The organism is Corynebacterium casei LMG S-19264 (assembly GCF_000550785.1).
In the GTDB taxonomy this organism is placed as follows: Bacteria; Actinomycetota; Actinomycetes; order Mycobacteriales; family Mycobacteriaceae; genus Corynebacterium; species Corynebacterium casei.
In genome coordinates, this window is the sequence record NZ_CP004350.1 from 1,053,639 (window position 1) to 1,070,895 (window position 17,257).

A 17,257-nucleotide genomic window follows, 5' to 3' on the forward strand; every position below is an offset into this window, starting at 1 on the left:
CAGCGGGGCTTCATTCTGGGTAGCGTCTTAATGAGAATCACAAGGATCGACCTAGCTATTCGCAAACCTCTCCAGGTCTTCTGGAGCCCCCGCGATGATGATTTGGTCATCGGGGGATAGGGTGCGATTCGCAGCTAGAGGCTCCCACACGTCATTGCTGCGTACGGAGATGACGCGGACGTGGAATTTCTTCCAGAGGCGGTCGGAGTCGATTGCTTTGCCGATTAGTATGGCAGGTGGGGAGAGCTTGATCATGCCGTAGTCCTCGTCGAATTGGGCGAAGTCTTTGAAGCGGCCGCCCAGGATGTGAGCGACGCGCCGGCCGGTGTCGCGCTCAGGGCGGACGACGTGGTGCACGCCGATTTGGGTGAGGATTTTGGCGTGGGCATCGGAGTCGGCTTTTGTCCAGATGTCCTGCACACCCAGGTCAACCAGGTTGGAGGCAGTCAGGATGGATGATTCCAGGCTGGAGCCGATACCTAGGGCGACTCTTTCTACCTCGTGGACGCCGAATTGCACCAGGGTCTGTTGGTCGGTGGTGTCACCGACGGCGGCATCGGTAAGAAAGCGGGAGCACTCCTGAACCAGTTTGGCGTCAGAATCCATGTCAAGGACTTCCACGCCGTGGCAGGTGAGTTCCTCTGCCAGCGATGCGCCAAAACGGCCCAGGCCTAAGACCACGACGGGGGAGATTTCTATACGACCGCGAATACGGCCAAATGTGTTAGCCAATGAAGGGCCTTTCCTCAGGATAAGTAAATCGGCGGGCAGAGTGCCGGGCAGCCAGCGCAACCACTAGGGTTACCGGACCAATTCGGCCAATGCACATCAATAGACACAGAATGAGCTGGCTGGGAGCACCCAGATCAGCGGTGATACCGGTGGAAAGACCAACAGTTGCAAACGCGGAGATGACTTCAAAAGTGATGGACTCACCGCTAAAGTTGGGCTCGAAAATACGAATGGCAGCCACGGCTACAACCACAATCACCACGCTGTTGGATGCTACGGCAAGCGCCTGCCGGACAACGGATTGACTAATCGTTCGGTGCGCGATGGTGGTCTCATTGTGTCCACGGATTTCCGCGATAATAGCCGCGAGGATAACGGCTGCGGTCGTGATTTTGATACCACCAGCGGTGCCGGCAGAGCCACCGCCAATGAACATCAAAAGCCCCGTGACCATGAGCGTGACCGGCTGTGCTTCACCGTAATCAATGGAGTTGAAACCCGCGGTACGCGGGGTGACACCCTGGAAGAACGCGGCGAGTAGCCTCGTGCCCAGCAGCGTTACTTTGGTGGTGACGGAAAGCTTGCTTTGCTTGCCGATGCCCCCTCGTCTCCACCGTTCGCGAATCCTGTCGTAGAGCTCAGAAACCACGGGGTAGCCTAGTCCGCCGGTAATGAGTGCGAATGCCAGCGGAAGAATGATCCAGCCGTCCCCGACGTAAGAGACTAGGCTGTCGCTGCGCAGTCCAAAGCCGGCATTATTGAATGCTGATACAGCGTGAAACAGGCCTTCCCACAACGCCCGTGGGAGAGTCATCCCTTATTCGATTGAAAACCGCGCCGCGGTGATGAGCGCTACGACTGCCTCACAAAGGACAGTGATGACAAGCGCAGCAAACACGGTGCGGGCGATATCGCCGGTGCCCAAAGAGCGGTTTTCTGCCTGGGTGTAGCGCCTAGACCGGAGCCCCATGCGCCCGGTCAGCAGCATGCCCGCTAACGAAGTGATGCTCATGATGCCGAAGCCACCGACCTGGATAAAGAGCAGGATTATCGCTTGGCCTCGTCCGTTCCAGTGGGTGCCGGTGTCAACCACGGCCAGGCCAGTTACGGTAACGGCTGAGGTCACCGTGAAAATGGCTGGCATAAATCCGGTGGCTTCGCCTGTGGATGATGCCACCGGCATGCTCAACACCAGGGTTCCCAGCGCGATGAGGCCTAAGAAACCTAAGGCCACCGCCTGCGCGGGTGAAGGTGTATGGCGAAGAAGGCGAGCCCTCGGTCTTTCCACGGAATAACTTCTTGATTCCACGGAAAAACTGTACTCCGGTCCTGGCTCGCAGTTGTTAGCCAGAACCTGTGAGTAAGTCAGGAGTCTTAGGCACTAGAAACTCGATGAGCCACCCGCACCAGAGAAGCCAGAGCTAAATCCAGTGTTGGCGCCGCCACCGCTGCCGGAGGATTGGGCGGCGGAGTTGGTGGAGTGCCAGGTGCTCAGCGCCCAGAATGGAACGAAGTTGTTGTAGCCGTAGCCCACGCGGTAGTCGGGGCTGGTGATACCTGGGGCAACCAGTGCGGTGTTCTCGGACTCATCGAGGTCGTCGAACTTCTGCTTGCGTAGCTGCTCAAGGGCGGTGCGGTAATCACCAAGCAAGAGTACGTATTCGTCCAAGAAACCGGAGTCTTGGGTCCGGTTCATCATGGAGTCTGCCCGTTCGCGCAGGTTTTGAAGTTCGCGGTAGAGGCCGGATTCTGCATCGTCGAGGGCGACTTGGGCTTCAACGACGTCATCGCGAAGCGCCTGCAACTCAGTACGACGAACCACGTCATCGCCGTGCTCCAAACGGTAAAGCTTGTCAATGTTGTCCTCCGCGTAGCTGACCTCACGCGTGGTCACTGCGGCCTGGTGGATGGCATCGGCCTGCTCAAGGTACTTTTCATCCGGGGACTGTGAGGTGAGATTGCCCAATGAATCCACCTGGCCGTGGATATTGAAGAAGCGGTCACGGACTTCCTCCCACTCATTGCGCATGGTGGCATTCGCGAACGGGGAAGTCAGGGAATGTGCGCGGATGTCAATCTGATCCAGACGCGTGGCCAACTCACCATATTCCTTGCCCACCAGGGACATCTCTGCGCGGGCTTGGGCAATCTTCTTCGCCTTGCTGCGGCGATACGCACCAATACCCATACCGGTAGCGAAAATGACACCGCCGCCACCGATACCGGAACCAACCATCGCGCCGATACGGTCGCCGACCGCGTCGTTGTAGCGGTCCTCAGCCAACGTCGAGATATCCGTTGCTGCGTTGGCGCCGGCGAAAAGACCAGCCGGGATGTTGTTGTCCTCAACACCGGGCTTAATGGCATCGAGCGAATCATCCAAGTGGGAGCTGTCGCGAAGGTCTAGTGCTTCCGCGACGTCATCGCCCGCAAAGACAAATGCCTGACGCGGGTCCAGACCGACGCCAACGATCAGGACACCGTCAGCAAAGGAGTCATCACCAATCAAATCTGGGCGATTATCGCGCAGGTATTGGAGTGGGCTGGGTTTGTCGGGCCGTTTGATTTGAGAGTCTTTCAGAGCAAACCCCGTTGCGGGGTGGAAAGATGGTCAATGATGAAGAAGTTTAAAAAGCACACCCCAGAACAGATCGTGGGCAAGCTTGACCAGGCCGCGAAGCTCAAGGCGGAAGGTAAAACGAACGCTGATGTAGCCCGCGATCTGAAAGTCAGTGAGGCAACACTGCATCGCTGGCAGAAAACCTATGGTCAGATGGATCGTGCTGGTGCACGAGAACTGAAAGCCCTGCGGGATGAAAACGACCGGTTAAAGAAGCTTTTAGGCGAAGCAGAGCTAGATAAAGCAGCCTACAAGGAGTTGGCTGAGGGAAAATTCTAACCCCCACAAGACGCTACGACGCCGTGCGTCATCTCATGGATGTGCTGGGGTTATCCCAGCGTCGTGCCTGCTTGATCGTGGGGGTTGCTAGAAGTTCTTTCCAACGAGCCCACAAACACGCCAAAGACGTTGTCACGTTCGATAAGTATGCTGAGCTTCGGCAATGGTTGCATACGTGGGCTGCACAGAATCCTCGGTGGGGATATCGCCGTGCCTGGATTAAAACTAAAGAGGAAGGTTTTGATGTGGGACGGGACGTGGTGCGGCGTGTGTGGCGTCAGGAAAATCTTCGGGTTCCGTCGAGGAAACGGTCGAAGCCGAAAACCTTGGCGGATCCCACTCCCAGGGTGGAGCCAGCAGCATGTCCGAATGATGTGTGGGCGTTGGATTTCCAGTTCGATTCGGACTATCACGGCAGGTCAATCAAGGTCTGCAACGTGATGGATGAGTTCACCCGTGAGCATGTCGGGTTTACAGCAGATTCCACTATTGATGCTGCAGCTGTTGTGGAATTGCTGGATGTTATTGCCTGTGAGCGTGGTCAGCGTCCTCGTGTGGTGCGGATGGATAATGGGCCTGAATTTATCAGTAAGACTCTGCAGTCGTGGGCTGCTGAGGAAGAGACGGTGCAGGCGTTTATTCCTCCTGGTCAGCCGTGGCATAACGGGTTTGTGGAGTCATTGCATAACAGGATGCGTGATGAGTTGTTTGAGCAGGAATGCTTCCTGGATCTGGAACATGCCCGGTACTGCATCGGACAATGGTGTCACAGGTACAATACGTATCATCCTCACTCGGCACTGGGATTTATCCCGCCGGAGGAATTCAAGAAGCAGTTTTTAAGCAAAGTCGCTTAAATCAACTGGACCTAAAATCCAGACCACCCCAGTATTCCTCCACAGTGTCATTGACATTGTCATCATTTTCCTCAAACACCATGTAGTGCAGCTGCTCAACCACGGCTGGTGCTTCAAGGCGCTCAACATCGCGCTCCATACGGGCTTCATCTTCCGCGCTCAGCACACCATCAGGATTATGAACCTCCGTGCTGAACGTATTGGTGATTTCCATGTCTGCGGTATCGGTAATCTCATAGTCCGCGCGCTGAGGAGTATCGATAGCGGCCCCGATGCCACCGACCAATGCGCCACCACCGATGGCACTAGCCAACAGCGAAACGCCCATCATCTTTCCGATGCTTGGACGTGCCTGCTTATTGACTTCCTTGAGCTCAGCCTCAGTCAGCGCCTGCTGCGCTTCAGCTTCTGGCTTCGTCTTGGCTACGTTCTTGGTGGGCTTCTTCTTCGCGCTCATGCACTCCACGGTAGTTCACACCAGGGTAATGCGGCCACAACAATTTCACAGTGGCGCAAGAATGAAACCGTGTGTTAGGGATCTCGTCGTCACTAGTTCTTTCATCTACCTAACGTTGGTGCGATGTTGTTTTGCAGTTTGTTTTAGCTTAACCCTGCCTCGATAACCTGCATCCGGCGCGGTCTCGAAGAGGACGCGTTCTTTGGTGAAACGACCGCTTCGCCAAAGGTATTGAGCAACTACATTGAGAAGAGAAAACCACATGACAACTAAATCGACTCGGCTGACAACAGCTTTAGTCGTAGCCGGTGCTGTGACCGTCAGCCACGTCGCCATGGTCGGGGTAGCCCATGGACAAGAAAACGTGCAGGCAGACCTGCTGGACATTGAAATCTCGGAATCGGGAGCAATTGATAATGCACGCGATGTGCCAGCTAAGGTCAGCGGCGATCCAAAATTTGCCGTCGACCCGACGCTCGAGGCACCCGTTGCCACCTTTGATGGCCAAGATGATGCAGTACAGTTCGATATCGGGGACCAGGATGAGGCACTGCCTGATGGCTTCGCCGTGGAATGTACTTTCAAACTCAACGGCGAATTCGCCAGTGAAAAGAGCCTGTGTGCCAACAAACAAGCCGGCGGATTTGCGCTAGCGCTCTATGAAAATGAGCTGTCTTTCATCATCAACGTTGGCTCCGGCTACCAGCAGGCACGCGTGGAAGTTGACCCTGACCGTTGGTACCACGCCGTCGGCGTATGGGACGGCAATGAGGCGCAGCTTTATCTCAACGGAGAGTTGGCGGCCACCAAGACAACGTCAGGGGAGTACAACGTTCCTACGGGCAATGCAGATTCTTTCACCGTTGGTGGAGATACCAATGGCCAAGACAACCCGCAGTTGCTTGCCGATGCCTCCTTCCGCAGCGCCCGTTTGTTCTCCGAACCAATTGCCCAGGCTGATGTTGATGCCCTCTACGCAGATTCTGGCGTCAACAGCGACAAGGCGCTGGAGTTGGTTTCTACAACTCCAGCCAGCGCAGAGCACGTGAAAGATGCTGTAAAGCTTGACATCGAATACTCCGATGATGCATTGATAAGCGGCGAACCAACCTATGAACTCGACGGTGAAAAGGTTGAAGCAGGCCAGCTCATCGGCCCTGGTCTACTGGAAGGAGACCACGAGATTTTCATCCACGCCAAGGACGTATTCGGAGGAGAAATCTCCGAGCGAATCAACTTCACCAGCGGTAACATCCCAGAAGGCGCTGGCACTGACACAGACCAAGGTGAAGGCAGCGTCACGTTATCCGCAATCGCGGATAATCCTTCAGGTGGCGATGTGGAAACTACCTTCACCAAGGGCGCAACCTCCACGCCGGAAGGCGGGTTCCAAGGCGTCGTGGGAGCTTTGCCAGACTCACTCGAATTTGAGTATGAGGATGCCACTGAGATCTCTGAAAGCCTCAAGCCAGGGGATGAGGAAGCTGCACAGACCGCTTCTACACAGCAAATGCCTTTCCAGCGTTTCGACGTTGCGCTTCCAGAAAACAGCGCGGAAGAAAACCAAATTGTGTGGAAGGGCCAGATTGACCCAAACCGCAGCGCCCGACTTTTTGCCTGGAATACTGCCACCTCCACGTGGGATGAGCTGGCTAGCACCCGCGGAGCAGACAACGGCGATGTCAGCCTAAACGGTGACGTCACTGCGGAGCATGTCGACGGCACTGATGTTCACGCGATGGTTCTTGGCTATGACCCATTTGCAGACGACATCGCGAATACGGTCGAGGATAGCTTCGCAGATCCAAATGACTATGACTTCGCTATCTCACACCACACTGACACCCAGTACATTGTCGAAGGTGCGGTAGAAAATGCATCGGAAGAAGAGCGTGCGGTCTGGAAACAGTCCTACCTGGATGCCACGCAATGGGTTGCTGATAACGCTGATGAGCGCAAGATTGCCTACCACGCACACACTGGTGACATCATTGAAAACTGGATCCGGGAAACCGATGATGAGGACAATGCCCGAAAAGAATTTGAAGTAGCCTCTGAAGCGCAGAAGATTCTGGATGACGCCGAGATTGTCAACGGCGTTCTTCCCGGCAACCACGATAACTGGACCGGCCGCGACACTGGCCCAGACAACCTGTACAACGAGTACTTTGGGCCTAAGCGCTATGAAGCACTGGAGCAGACCGCGGGATGGCAAGAACGCGAAGCTTCCCACCATCCGTGGAAAGAAGGCGATAATGACAACCACTATGACCTGTTTAGCGCCGAAGGTCTCGAATTTGTCGTCGTCAGCCTGGGCTATGACGTAACCCAAGAAGAAGCTGACTGGGCCGATAGTGTGCTGAAGCAGTACCCAGACCGCAATGCAATTGTGTTGACCCACGCTTATAACAAGCCAAGTAATTCCCCAGACGGACGCGGCGCAAATGCTTCGCATGATGGAAGCATCGTCCTAGAAAGTGTGGTGGAGAAAAACCCTAACGTTGCGCTGGTGCTCTCTGGCCATGAGCATGGCGTATCCATTGTTGCCCGCAAGGACGTTGGCACCGAAGGCAACCACGTCACCGAGTTGCTGGCGGATTACCAGTTCTACGAAGTTGGTTCTGATGAACTCGGCCTGACCGAGGTAGGAGACTACGGCACGGATACTCCACTGCAATTTGGTGCCGCATTCCTGCGTCTTCTGCAGTTTGATCTGGATGCCGGTGAGATGATTGTGGATACCTACTCACCGTTCCTGGATAACTTTGGTGCTACGGAATATGATGACCGTTCCCGTTATGACGGCACTGAAGACGACACCCGTCTGCCAGTGCAATTTGAAACCCGCAAGACAAGCTTCTCCACCGATGCCGTGACTCTTGTTTCCGATACCGGCGAGGAAATCGGCAAATCAAAGGCACGTTCTGGTTGGCCAGCAGAGGTCAAATGGTCGGGACTCAAATCCGATGCGGTCTATGCGTGGTACGCCACCAGCCGCGACATCGCTACCGGTAAAGAAGTAGAACCTGGCGAGACCCGCCAATTCGCAGTCTTTACCGCACAGGATGCCGGCACGGATTCCACCGCACCAGAACTTTCTATCCCAGCTGAGGACCTTGAGGTAGAAGCTGGCTCTCAGGCAGATTTGCTAGCTGGCGTGACTGCTACCGATGACGTCGACGGTGATGTCACGGACAACATCGAAGTAGTCGGCAACATCGATATCAACAAGCCAGGCCGCTACATCATCAACTATGTTGTCAGCGACGCCAATGGCAACCAAGCAACCGCAAACCGTATTGTCGTGGTCACTGAGAAAGACTCTTCGAGCTCCGTCGGCAGCTCGGAGGGCAGCTCCGAAGGCTCCTCGGGTTCCCCGGGCTCCTCTAATTCTTCGAGCTCTTCCGATGACACGAAGTCTTCTAATCGCGGAATTTTCGGAATCTTCGATGCCCTGGGCGGCGCATTCCGCAGCCTCTTTGAAGCAATCGCAGGGGCGCTTCGGCTTTAAGATTTTCTTTTGTAGCATTGAAACTCCCAGTGTTATTTCACCGTCGCCGCGTACGTCTTTTGCGTCGATGAGGGACTAGCATTGGAAGAAAGAGGGCGAGCATTGTGCCTAGGAATAGCGCTTAGTCTGGAGGATTGTAAATCTGATGGCGGTTCCTGAAACTAGGGATGAGCTTCTTGCAGCGATAGAGAAGACCTTCGTTCAGCTCGAGCGTGACCTTGACAGGGTCCCGTTAGGAACTGTAAGAGACCCCGTTCTTGACGGTCACGCAAAAGATACAAAGATGAGCCCTTCCGACCTTGTGGCATACCTCATCGGTTGGAACCAACAAGTACTGATATGGCACCAACGTCGATCCGCAGGCCTTCCCGATGAATTCCCTGCAGCAGGGATTAAGTGGAATCAACTTGGCGCCCTCGCTCAGCGTTTTTATTCCGAGCACGAAACCGAGTCCTGGGACTATCTCCGAGAGGAGCTGCGTGATGCCAAAGCTTCGATTATCGAGCTGATAAATGGCTATGAAGATGATGAGCTTTATGGAGAACCTTGGTACGGGAAATGGACGATGGGTCGAATGATTTCATTTAATACTTCGTCGCCCTACGTCAACGCACGTTCCAGAATCCGTGCATGGCTACGTACCGGACAGTAAGAGCATTCCTCCATAGTTTCGGTTTTTCCAATAGTTCGAGAGTCGTACAGGCTCCCCGGGGCGGTGACCGAGCCGACACTGACAAGAACGGTTTTGCCTTCTACGGCATTGGCGTGGCCTTAGTGACTTACAAGCGCAGCTAATCCACTGCAGCATGTGATGGGAGACTTTCAACATCGCGAAGCACAAGGTCACTGTCTCGACCTTTACCATCGCTCGAGCTTGTCCTAGAGTCACCAAAGGCTTTCCATAAACCATCACATATCCTAAGTCGCCACCACTGTAGTTACGATGGATGCACTCGACCATAGTTGCACGACGATTCTGCCAAGCGTGGACAGTTTGTTGCTATATGTGATTGTATTATTTGCCCAAAATGGCTATTTGGGCATTTAAGTTACTCAAAAGTTTGTCATTTATTGCCCGATCTGGCTCATTGGTAGCTTTTTGAGTCATTTTGAACTATATTTTTACCATTCGCCCCTGGTGAGGGAAATTAGGCTATTTGCAGTAGCCGTTAATAGTCGCAAATCAGAGATGCGACAATTCGGTTCAAGGCTTTTCAAGGGAAGGAGGGAATGTAATGCAGGCATCTGGGTATAAACAAATGAAGATTAACTACCACCAGGCTGGCACTAACGCGCGATCTCTGTTGGAAGAAGAGCTTAACCTGCGTATCAGTTCCCCTTCCTCGCTTCACTGGAATTACACCGTGAATGGGCATCCTGTCTTCGTCAACCTTGTCGCGGAATTGACTGCTGAAATTGAAAAGATCTGGCGAACCGAATTTCAGATTCAAAAGCTATGGAATCTGCTTCCTGGTGTGGCTCGAAACCATTACCTGCACTCTTTATTGATTAGCGAAATTCAGTCCACCAATGAAATTGAAGGTATCCATTCCACGCACAATGAGATCGAGGATGCTATCCGGGCAGCAGAATCTAAAGATTCAGCTAATCTGTCGTTTCGGCCTTTTCAAGAAATGGCTAAGACGTACTTGCTCTTATTCGGAGAGCTCGACAATGAGCGTGTTCGCTTTCCTGCAACACTAAAGGAAATGCGGGAGTTGTACGACCAGCTCATGGGGAAGGAAATCGCGGCTGACGACAAACTGGATGGATTGTATTTCAGAAAAGGCACTGTAAGTATCACAGATGGAACTAAAGAAATTCATCGTGGTCTTAGCGGAGAAGATGCCATTCATTCGGGCGTCCTAACGATGCTGAATGCGCAGCAAGACTCCGAGCATGTTTTAGTGAATGCTTTTGTCGGCCATTTTCTGCTCGAGCACATTCACCCTTTTTACGATGGCAACGGTAGATTTGGCCGGTTCCTGCTCGGACTTAAACTGACGGAGTATCTCTCTGCGCCTACGGCTATTTCACTCTCAGCTGCGGTTCTTCATCAAAAAGCTCGATACTACAAGGCATTTAGTATCGCTGAGGAGAAGCTCAATCGCGGCGAGCTAACCTTCTTCGTCCACGATTTGGCAGAAATTCTTGCTAGCGCGATGCTAGATTTACTGGAGTCACTAACTGAGAAGGTTAGCCAGCTAGAACAGCTCAGCAAGGGGATTGATCGGTACAAAAGCAATAGAGACAGCAATGGAGCCTCGCTTCAAGACAGAGAGGACGAAATCTTGTTCCTGTTGGGGCAAGTTCGTCTTTTTGGTCCACGTTCTGGCATGACTAATGATGAACTATCTGCAGTTACTGGACTATCGAAGAAGGTGCTTCGGCCTAGAACTCTGAAGCTTCGGGAAGCTGGACTCATCCGAGAAGTGGAAAAGCGTCCGTTGGTATTTGCATTGACCGACGAAGCTATTGAGCTATTGGGAATTTCGGACTAATGGAGTGAACGTTAGTCCCGCCCAATGAGGGTGAAACGACCTAAAAGCTGCAGTCGTTTATACAATGAAGCGCATGACAGAGGTCGATCCGCTCATTGATTCGTTGTATCGCTGGTCCGATGTCAGCGGTGTGCTGTTGATGGGAATCATTGGCGGGACCATCGCTAGGCAGCGTGGCTATGACATTATTGGGTTCTTTTTCATTGCGCTGTTTTCATCGTTAGGCGGCGGCATGATCCGCGACGTGCTCATTAACCAGGGCACCGTCGCGGCAATGTCGCAGCCTGAATACCTGATTCTGGCGTTTACCGGTGCGTTGATTGCGCGCTTTGTGTACTTCAAAGGCCGCACGTGGGAGATTCTGCAAGCTCACGGTGACGCGATTGTTTCCGGACTGTGGGCCGGCACCGGCACGGTAAAAGCCCTGTCATACGGCTTGCCGGTGGTGCCCTGCATCATGATGGGTGTTTTCACCGCGACTGGCGGTTCGATGATTCGTGACGTGGTCACCGGCCGCGTGCCCGGTGTCTTTGGCGATAACCAGCCGACAGTGATTCCGGCAATTGCTGCATCAGTCATCGTGCTGATTTCTGATTCCTTCGGCTACCTGGCCGTCGGCATGGTCGTCGGCCCGCTAGTTAGCATCGTGTTGTCTCTGTGGGGATACTGGGGCGGCTGGCGCTTAGGTTCAAATCCCGAGTGGGCACCGGTTAATGAGTCCGCAGCACAGGTCGCTGAACTTGCTAAGAAGGCCGAGGATAAAAGCCGCGCGGTAGGACGCAAGTATGAGCCAACCCGCATTCGCTCTTGGCGCCACCGCCAAATGGAGAAGGCCCTACAGCGGCGCATTGAACTTGAGGTCAAACGCGGCAAGCGCCGTTCGGTTGCGGAATCTGATGCTGAGGAATTCCTGGATACGTTTACCTCAGAATTCCAAAGGCCCGAAGGCAATGCTCTGGACTCACGCTCCAGACAGCCGGCGCCGATGCTGCAGCAGCACGAGCGCAAGGCACCGGAGCCATCACCCGATTTAGCCAGCCGCGTGCAGCCGGCGACTGAGAATGGGAAGCCAATATCTGAGGAAGAGCCGAAGGAAAAGGAATCTGGCACCGGATTCTTTGCCGATATCGGCATGGACTTCTCCGGCGAAGCCTATGACCGCTACGACGAGGACACCAACTCCGACCAGGCAGACGAGCCAAAAGAAGCCATCGATGAAGCTCACCAAGAGATGCTCGACATGATTTTGTCTGATGACAAACTCACCGATGAACTGATTAACCGGCTGATTAAGAAATACGAAGAACGCGATGTCGAGCATTAAGGATTAGCACGGACAAGGAGTCATCCCCGCATTTTGAAATGAGGGGATGAGTGATTTCTGCGAGATGCGGGCACCAACCACCGACCAGGATTCACGCCTAAATTAAGGGTGTATCGAATTATGAACAATTTACCCGAGGAAATGGAAGTTGATGCTCTGAATTTCGTATTTTGAGTGAGCGTGAACTGACGGAAGAAACCACCGAGGATTATCTCCGGAATTTTGTTCGATAGATAATAGGGTACATCGCCTGTAAGCGTTGCTTTAGAGCAGTTGTCTGGCTTTGACCGTGCGTCAGTGCATTTGTCTAGACGAACGGTAAGCTTGTTATCGTGAGTAATAATGAATCGGTTTGCTCGAGTGGGGACAGTGTTAATTACTATTGGCGTTTTTGCTCGACGTCGAACCATATTGGAGAGACGGTAATTAACGCGACAGAAAAGCTGCGGAAGAATGGATACACCATTTCAGGCGTTCTGCAGGGAGATTTCGAAGCTCAAATAGAATATCTACTTGAGTTAGCGGAAATGGGGGCGCTGAAGCCGATTGATCATATCAAGCGTATTCACAGGGCTAAGCCCTTAGATCTCTATGAGATTAGATGGGATGATCTCAAAGTCTTTCGAACGGAGAAGGCGTCAGGATTGTATTCCCAAGCTAAAGTACGCTTACGCCTTTATATGGTGGAAGAAGGTGATAATTGGGTAGTTGGTTTGTATCTTCATGAAAAGAGGGTAATTAAAGACAATTCCGGTGAAACCAACAGGCTTCAGGATGTTGAAATCGACGCGGCAGTAAAACTTTGTGAAGATTGCTCGGATGAGAATTGGAGAGTTAAGGAGCTCGAGACACACCGATTGCGTGAACAAAGGCACCCCCGAGGTATAAGATAAAACTTATGAGTAATAGCCAACAGAACGAGCAAAAGGCGCATGCCAAAGAAATTCTCCGTGAGCAGCGGGAGTTTCGTGAAAGTCTTGTGAGAATTCGCGAGGAGCGAGACCTCTCTCAATCCCAGGTCGGAGAGATGTTGGGCCTGTCTCAAAGTGCCATTGCACAGTTTGAGCGATATGATTCAAATCCGACGTTAGGAACTATTAGACGTTACGCACTCGCTGTTGGCGCCTCGATAGTAATGTCTGCATCTCCAAGGGCTGCAGAGTTTGTCTCGCCAAGTCGTCAAGCCTCAAAATCATTTACCGTATCTCGAAAGCTACGCTCGGGTTCAAAGCTTGAAAATCACGAGAAAGATGTGTGGCAGCCATCTACACGAAAGGTAGAATATGCTTGAACATGAAGTCTTGGCGGCGCGTTATTTAAAAATACTCGATGAGCACCTTGAGCTCAGAGATGTTTCTTATAACAAGATGAGCGCGGAAGTTAAGCAAACCGAAGTTGAGGACGGCGGACTTCATCCTGTGTTTGGGCTCCGGGTTTCGGGGGATGGGTCTGTAGCCAGAAATGACGAGGGCTGGTTGTCAACGTCTATCGCTCTTGCTGTAGATATCGAGGTAGATCGGGGTGTTATTAGTGGTGAGGTGGAGGGCACCTATCGCTTCCCTGAGTATCTAGTAAACGATGTAAATCCGATTGGTTTGGTCGCCTACGCAAATGATCAGGCAATTACGACATTGTTGCCCTACCTTCGCGAAGTCGTCCAGAACCTCGCTTCTCGTGTCCTAAGAGCGCAAATCATTATGCCTCACTTTGTGACAAGTGATGTTGTATTCCCTCTTCCAACGGAATCCGATATGGAAGAAATGGGATATATCCAGGCTGAAGGTGGGTATTTGACTCCGCAAAAAAAGCCAGAATAAGACTGCAGCGAAAGGTCTCGCAGTACGGAATTCTTGATCTCCGATAGCAGGAATCCGCGAGGTGCAACTACTGGTTTGCGAAAGTGGCGCTGCCTCCGAAAGGGGAGGGCAGCGCCACTGGTGTCTAGCGGGGGCTCGTTGGGGGATTAGAACGGCAAGTTCAGGTCCAGGTTCAAGGAGCCGAGGCCAGGGATTTGGATGGCGCCGGTGGCTGCGCCGCCGAGGCCGAGGGCTGCGACGAGAGCCAGGATGATGCCGATGATTCCGCCGATGGAAGAGGCGTCAGCGCTTGGCTCCTGCGGGGTGTTTGGCTCAGATGGTTCTGGGCTTGGCTCCGCGGTGGTGGAGGAAGCGGAGGAAGATTCCGAAGGCTCAGAGGTTGGCTGCGACGAAGAAGATTCCGTGGTGGATGCCGCGGTTGAGGATTCTTCCGAGGTGGTTGGGGTGGGGTTGGTGCCGTTGAAGTGGGCATCAATAAGCTTGGTGCGCTCTTCTTGTGTGTCCTTGCCGGTGGCGCCGCCGGTTGCTTCAGGGGATGCGACCAGAGTCAGGTGTGGGTGGGAGCCATTCTTGAAGCGGCCGTTGACTACGCCGAGGAGGCCGTCGGTGGTCCAAACGGGGGTGCCATCGAGAAGCCCTGAGCCTTCTTCGGCAGTGCCGTTGTGCTCACCGAAGTCCACGAAGTAGGTTCCGTTGATCTCACCCGCCAGGACACCCTCGCCGGACTTGGCTGGAGATTCTTCGTACTCAAACTGAGCGAAGGACACGGCATCGCCGGGTGTTGGTGCATCATCCCAGTTGTTGGGGGTGAAGTCATTTGCTTCCACCTCGACCTCATCATCCCACTGGACGTACGCCAGGTTGGTGCCTAGATCGCTTAGACCGGATGCGGTGAAGGTGCCGTGGCCATCAACTGGTGCGTTGTTCTCGCCGTGCAGGCGGGTTGGATTTTCGCTATCGCCGCAGTAATCCGCGAAGTAGGAACGGTTATCGCTTGGATCGTTGAAGCTGACAAAGCAGGAGCCGACCAAGTCGCCCTGTCCGACAGAGATAGTCTTTTCGTCTGCGCCTGCGGTTGATACCAAGACGGCGGCAGCTGTAGCAGACACGGCGACCGTGGCCAGTGCTTTCTTGAAAGCCATGAAGAACTCCTGAAGTGGAAGAAATACGATTCTACTAAGCAAAATAACAAACTTTACTCAGCTTAGGAATAGCTTCCACTGTTGCAGGGGTAAACTAGTGTTACTGGAGTGGCGTTTAATGTTTACGTTGTTGGACATTGTGGTGTGGCGGCGTTGGGCTAGGGGAGGAGCTCCTCAGCAGGTTCTGGGACTTCCACTGCTTCTGATTGGGAGGTAGCGCCGGTGTCGTTTAACCCTTGCGTTCCTTGGTCGGGGGTGCCTTCCGTTGGTGCTGGCTCCTGGGTTGGAGCCTGGCTTGGGGCTGACGGGTCATCTTGGCTTGGCACCGATGAGGTATCTTCTAATTGCTCTTGGTTCGGCTGAATGCTTTCCTGTGGGGTTTGCTCAGTCGGAATTGGCTGCTCTGACGGTTCAGGCACCTCAGGGGCTACTGTCGGCTCGTTCTCGGAAGACTCCAGTGGGGTTTCAGGCTCGGTGGTTTCCGTGATGGTTGTCTCCGCGCGGTCCCTCCAATAAGCAGGGGACAAGATACCGGCATTGCCGTCTTCTGGATTAGATGAGGCCAACGCCAGGCCGCCGGTGAATACCAACGCCAGGATAAGGCCCGTGGTGGATACGCGAATGCGGCCACCAAAGCTCATGACCTTTTTCCAACGCTTGTCATAAGCATCCGTGCGCCAGAAATCGCGGCGGCTGCTTCGGGTCTGCTCTTCGTCTCTGTCCTGGTCACCGTTGGCATCTGTGGCGGCGTCGGTATCTACGGCATCTGTGTTGATATCAGTGGCGTCGAAAGTAGCTGTTTGCGCCGGGCGACCGGGGCCGTCATCCTTGGCCGATGGTGCAAGCTCCTCCTCGGTGCGCTCCGCCTCCTCTGCTGCTTCAGCGGCGTCTTGGGTCTCTTCGGCTGGAGAGTCTTCGGATGTGGCGCTAACAGGGCTTGGACCCGTGCCCCTCACTGGCATAACTTCAGTAGGTGATTCGGACGCGGCAATCTTTGGCGCGTCTGCGCCCTGGTAGCTGGGCGCAGTGGAGGTATCCGCAACCGGGGTATCGAAAGGCGATGCGACCTTCTGCTTCTTGATTTGTGCAAGCTCTGCCTGTGTGTCCTTATCTAAAGCATCCTGCGGCGTCTCAAACGGGGCGCGGAAATGATCCCAAAAGACATTGAGCAACGCCGAGCGAATCCCGCGCTCCACAGCCCACTGCCGCGCCGGGTTGACCACCACGAGGATGCGGAAGTTAACCTTCCACGGTTGCCCCGCGGCAGTCGGCGCAGTAAGCGACGTAGCTGGCAGAATTTCAATGTCACCAGCGACATCCTCAGAAATTGAAGGATCATTGACCGCCGAATTAGACGTGTCCTCAATAATCTTCTGAATGTGGTCTAGGTTCTCACCGGAACGCACTGGCACATCAAAATTGACCACCGCCCGGGACCAATCCTGGGAGAAGTTGGTGACCACGCCGGCGGAGCCGTTAGGGATCATCACGACCTCGCCCGAAGGCGTACGAACTTTGGTGGCGCGCAAGGTCAGCGCGACAACGGTGCCTTCAATGGCGGTGGCAGTACCGTCGAAGCTGACGTAATCGCCGACGCCGAACTGGCGCTCAGATATGATGAAGAAGCCCGCTAGGAAGTCACCGATGATGGTCTGCGCGCCGAAACCAATGGCTGCCGATGCAATCGTGGCAGGCACCGCGGCGCCCAATGGGGGAACGCCCAGGTTAGACAGCGCCAACAAAATAATAATGAAGTAGGCGACAATCTGCAGGACGTAAATCAGCGCGCCCAGAAGCGCCAGACGTGCCTTGGTGGATTCTTCTTCCTCATCCAGCCTGTCCTCAATGACCTTGATGGCCAGGCGGCCCAAACGCGGGACCAAAATGGCCATGAGCAGCAGGGCAATAAGCGGGATGATGTGGTCAACAACCACGCCCCAAAGCTGATAGAAGAAATACTCAAAATCTACAAACGTCATAAAACCGACTTTAGGCGCGATGTCTGAAAGTCGGTTGG

Annotated in this window: 14 protein-coding genes and 1 pseudogene; 9 read left to right on the forward strand and 6 right to left on the reverse strand. The window is 53.8% G+C overall.

The window, feature by feature from the left end; translation table 11 throughout:
• Nucleotides 1-51 precede the first annotated feature (51 nt).
• The 3 genes and pseudogenes from CCASEI_RS04890 to CCASEI_RS04900 form a co-directional block, all read right to left on the reverse strand.
• The gene (locus CCASEI_RS04890; RefSeq protein WP_025387320.1) at nucleotides 52-732 is read right to left on the reverse strand and encodes a potassium channel family protein; all 681 of its coding nucleotides are present in this window, start codon (nucleotides 730-732) and stop codon (nucleotides 52-54) included.
• A pseudogene (locus CCASEI_RS04895) lies at nucleotides 725-2,041 on the reverse strand (TrkH family potassium uptake protein). The gene CCASEI_RS04890 and the pseudogene CCASEI_RS04895 overlap by 8 nt, the downstream one beginning before the upstream one ends.
• A 72-nt stretch (nucleotides 2,042-2,113) precedes the next feature.
• The gene (locus tag CCASEI_RS04900; RefSeq protein WP_025387321.1) at nucleotides 2,114-3,241 is read right to left on the reverse strand and encodes a hypothetical protein; all 1,128 of its coding nucleotides are present in this window, start codon (nucleotides 3,239-3,241) and stop codon (nucleotides 2,114-2,116) included.
• 105 nt (nucleotides 3,242-3,346) lie between these two features.
• Between CCASEI_RS04900 and CCASEI_RS04905 the strand changes: the two genes are divergently transcribed.
• Nucleotides 3,347-3,631: a transposase gene (locus CCASEI_RS04905; RefSeq protein WP_081466614.1), complete on the forward strand. Its 285-nt coding sequence runs from the start codon at nucleotides 3,347-3,349 to the stop codon at nucleotides 3,629-3,631.
• Between the two features lie 23 nt (nucleotides 3,632-3,654).
• Nucleotides 3,655-4,488, forward strand: coding sequence for an IS3 family transposase (locus tag CCASEI_RS04910; protein ID WP_155894813.1), 834 nt, complete (start codon nucleotides 3,655-3,657; stop codon nucleotides 4,486-4,488).
• A 1-nt stretch (nucleotide 4,489) separates the two neighbouring features.
• Here the strand turns inward: CCASEI_RS04910 and CCASEI_RS15440 are convergent, their stop codons facing one another.
• Nucleotides 4,490-4,945, reverse strand: coding sequence for a hypothetical protein (locus CCASEI_RS15440; protein WP_025387322.1), 456 nt, complete (start codon nucleotides 4,943-4,945; stop codon nucleotides 4,490-4,492).
• A 262-nt stretch (nucleotides 4,946-5,207) separates the two neighbouring features.
• Here CCASEI_RS15440 and CCASEI_RS04920 point away from each other — a divergent pair, with 262 nt between their 5' ends.
• From CCASEI_RS04920 to CCASEI_RS04945, 7 genes are all read left to right on the forward strand, one after another.
• Entirely contained in the window at nucleotides 5,208-8,456 is a 3,249-nt protein-coding gene (locus CCASEI_RS04920; protein ID WP_025387323.1) for a LamG-like jellyroll fold domain-containing protein, read from the forward strand.
• Between the two features lie 145 nt (nucleotides 8,457-8,601).
• On the forward strand, nucleotides 8,602-9,108 hold the full coding sequence (locus tag CCASEI_RS04925) for a ClbS/DfsB family four-helix bundle protein (RefSeq protein ID WP_025387324.1): 507 nt from the start codon (nucleotides 8,602-8,604) through the stop codon (nucleotides 9,106-9,108).
• Between the two features lie 583 nt (nucleotides 9,109-9,691).
• A complete protein-coding gene (locus CCASEI_RS04930) occupies nucleotides 9,692-10,957 on the forward strand; it encodes a Fic family protein (RefSeq protein ID WP_025387325.1) in 1,266 nt (421 codons plus the stop codon).
• A 73-nt stretch (nucleotides 10,958-11,030) separates the two neighbouring features.
• Complete coding sequence (locus tag CCASEI_RS04935) at nucleotides 11,031-12,281, forward strand: trimeric intracellular cation channel family protein (RefSeq protein WP_025387326.1); 1,251 nt, start codon at nucleotides 11,031-11,033, stop codon at nucleotides 12,279-12,281.
• 332 nt (nucleotides 12,282-12,613) lie between these two features.
• Nucleotides 12,614-13,174 carry a hypothetical protein gene (locus CCASEI_RS04940; RefSeq protein WP_025387327.1) on the forward strand — a complete coding sequence of 187 codons (561 nt, stop codon included), beginning with the start codon at nucleotides 12,614-12,616 and terminating at the stop codon, nucleotides 13,172-13,174.
• Nucleotides 13,175-13,179: 5 nt separating this feature from the next.
• Complete coding sequence (locus CCASEI_RS14720; protein ID WP_081748469.1) at nucleotides 13,180-13,572, forward strand: helix-turn-helix domain-containing protein; 393 nt, start codon at nucleotides 13,180-13,182, stop codon at nucleotides 13,570-13,572.
• The gene (locus CCASEI_RS04945) at nucleotides 13,565-14,098 is read left to right on the forward strand and encodes a hypothetical protein (protein WP_025387328.1); all 534 of its coding nucleotides are present in this window, start codon (nucleotides 13,565-13,567) and stop codon (nucleotides 14,096-14,098) included. Before CCASEI_RS14720 ends, CCASEI_RS04945 begins: the two co-directional genes overlap by 8 nt.
• A 146-nt stretch (nucleotides 14,099-14,244) precedes the next feature.
• Here CCASEI_RS04945 and CCASEI_RS04950 read toward each other — a convergent pair whose 3' ends face one another.
• Nucleotides 14,245-15,240, reverse strand: coding sequence for a hypothetical protein (locus CCASEI_RS04950; RefSeq protein ID WP_025387329.1), 996 nt, complete (start codon nucleotides 15,238-15,240; stop codon nucleotides 14,245-14,247).
• A 158-nt stretch (nucleotides 15,241-15,398) separates the two neighbouring features.
• Nucleotides 15,399-17,219: a mechanosensitive ion channel family protein gene (locus CCASEI_RS04955; protein ID WP_025387330.1), complete on the reverse strand. Its 1,821-nt coding sequence runs from the start codon at nucleotides 17,217-17,219 to the stop codon at nucleotides 15,399-15,401.
• Nucleotides 17,220-17,257: the final 38 nt, after the last annotated feature.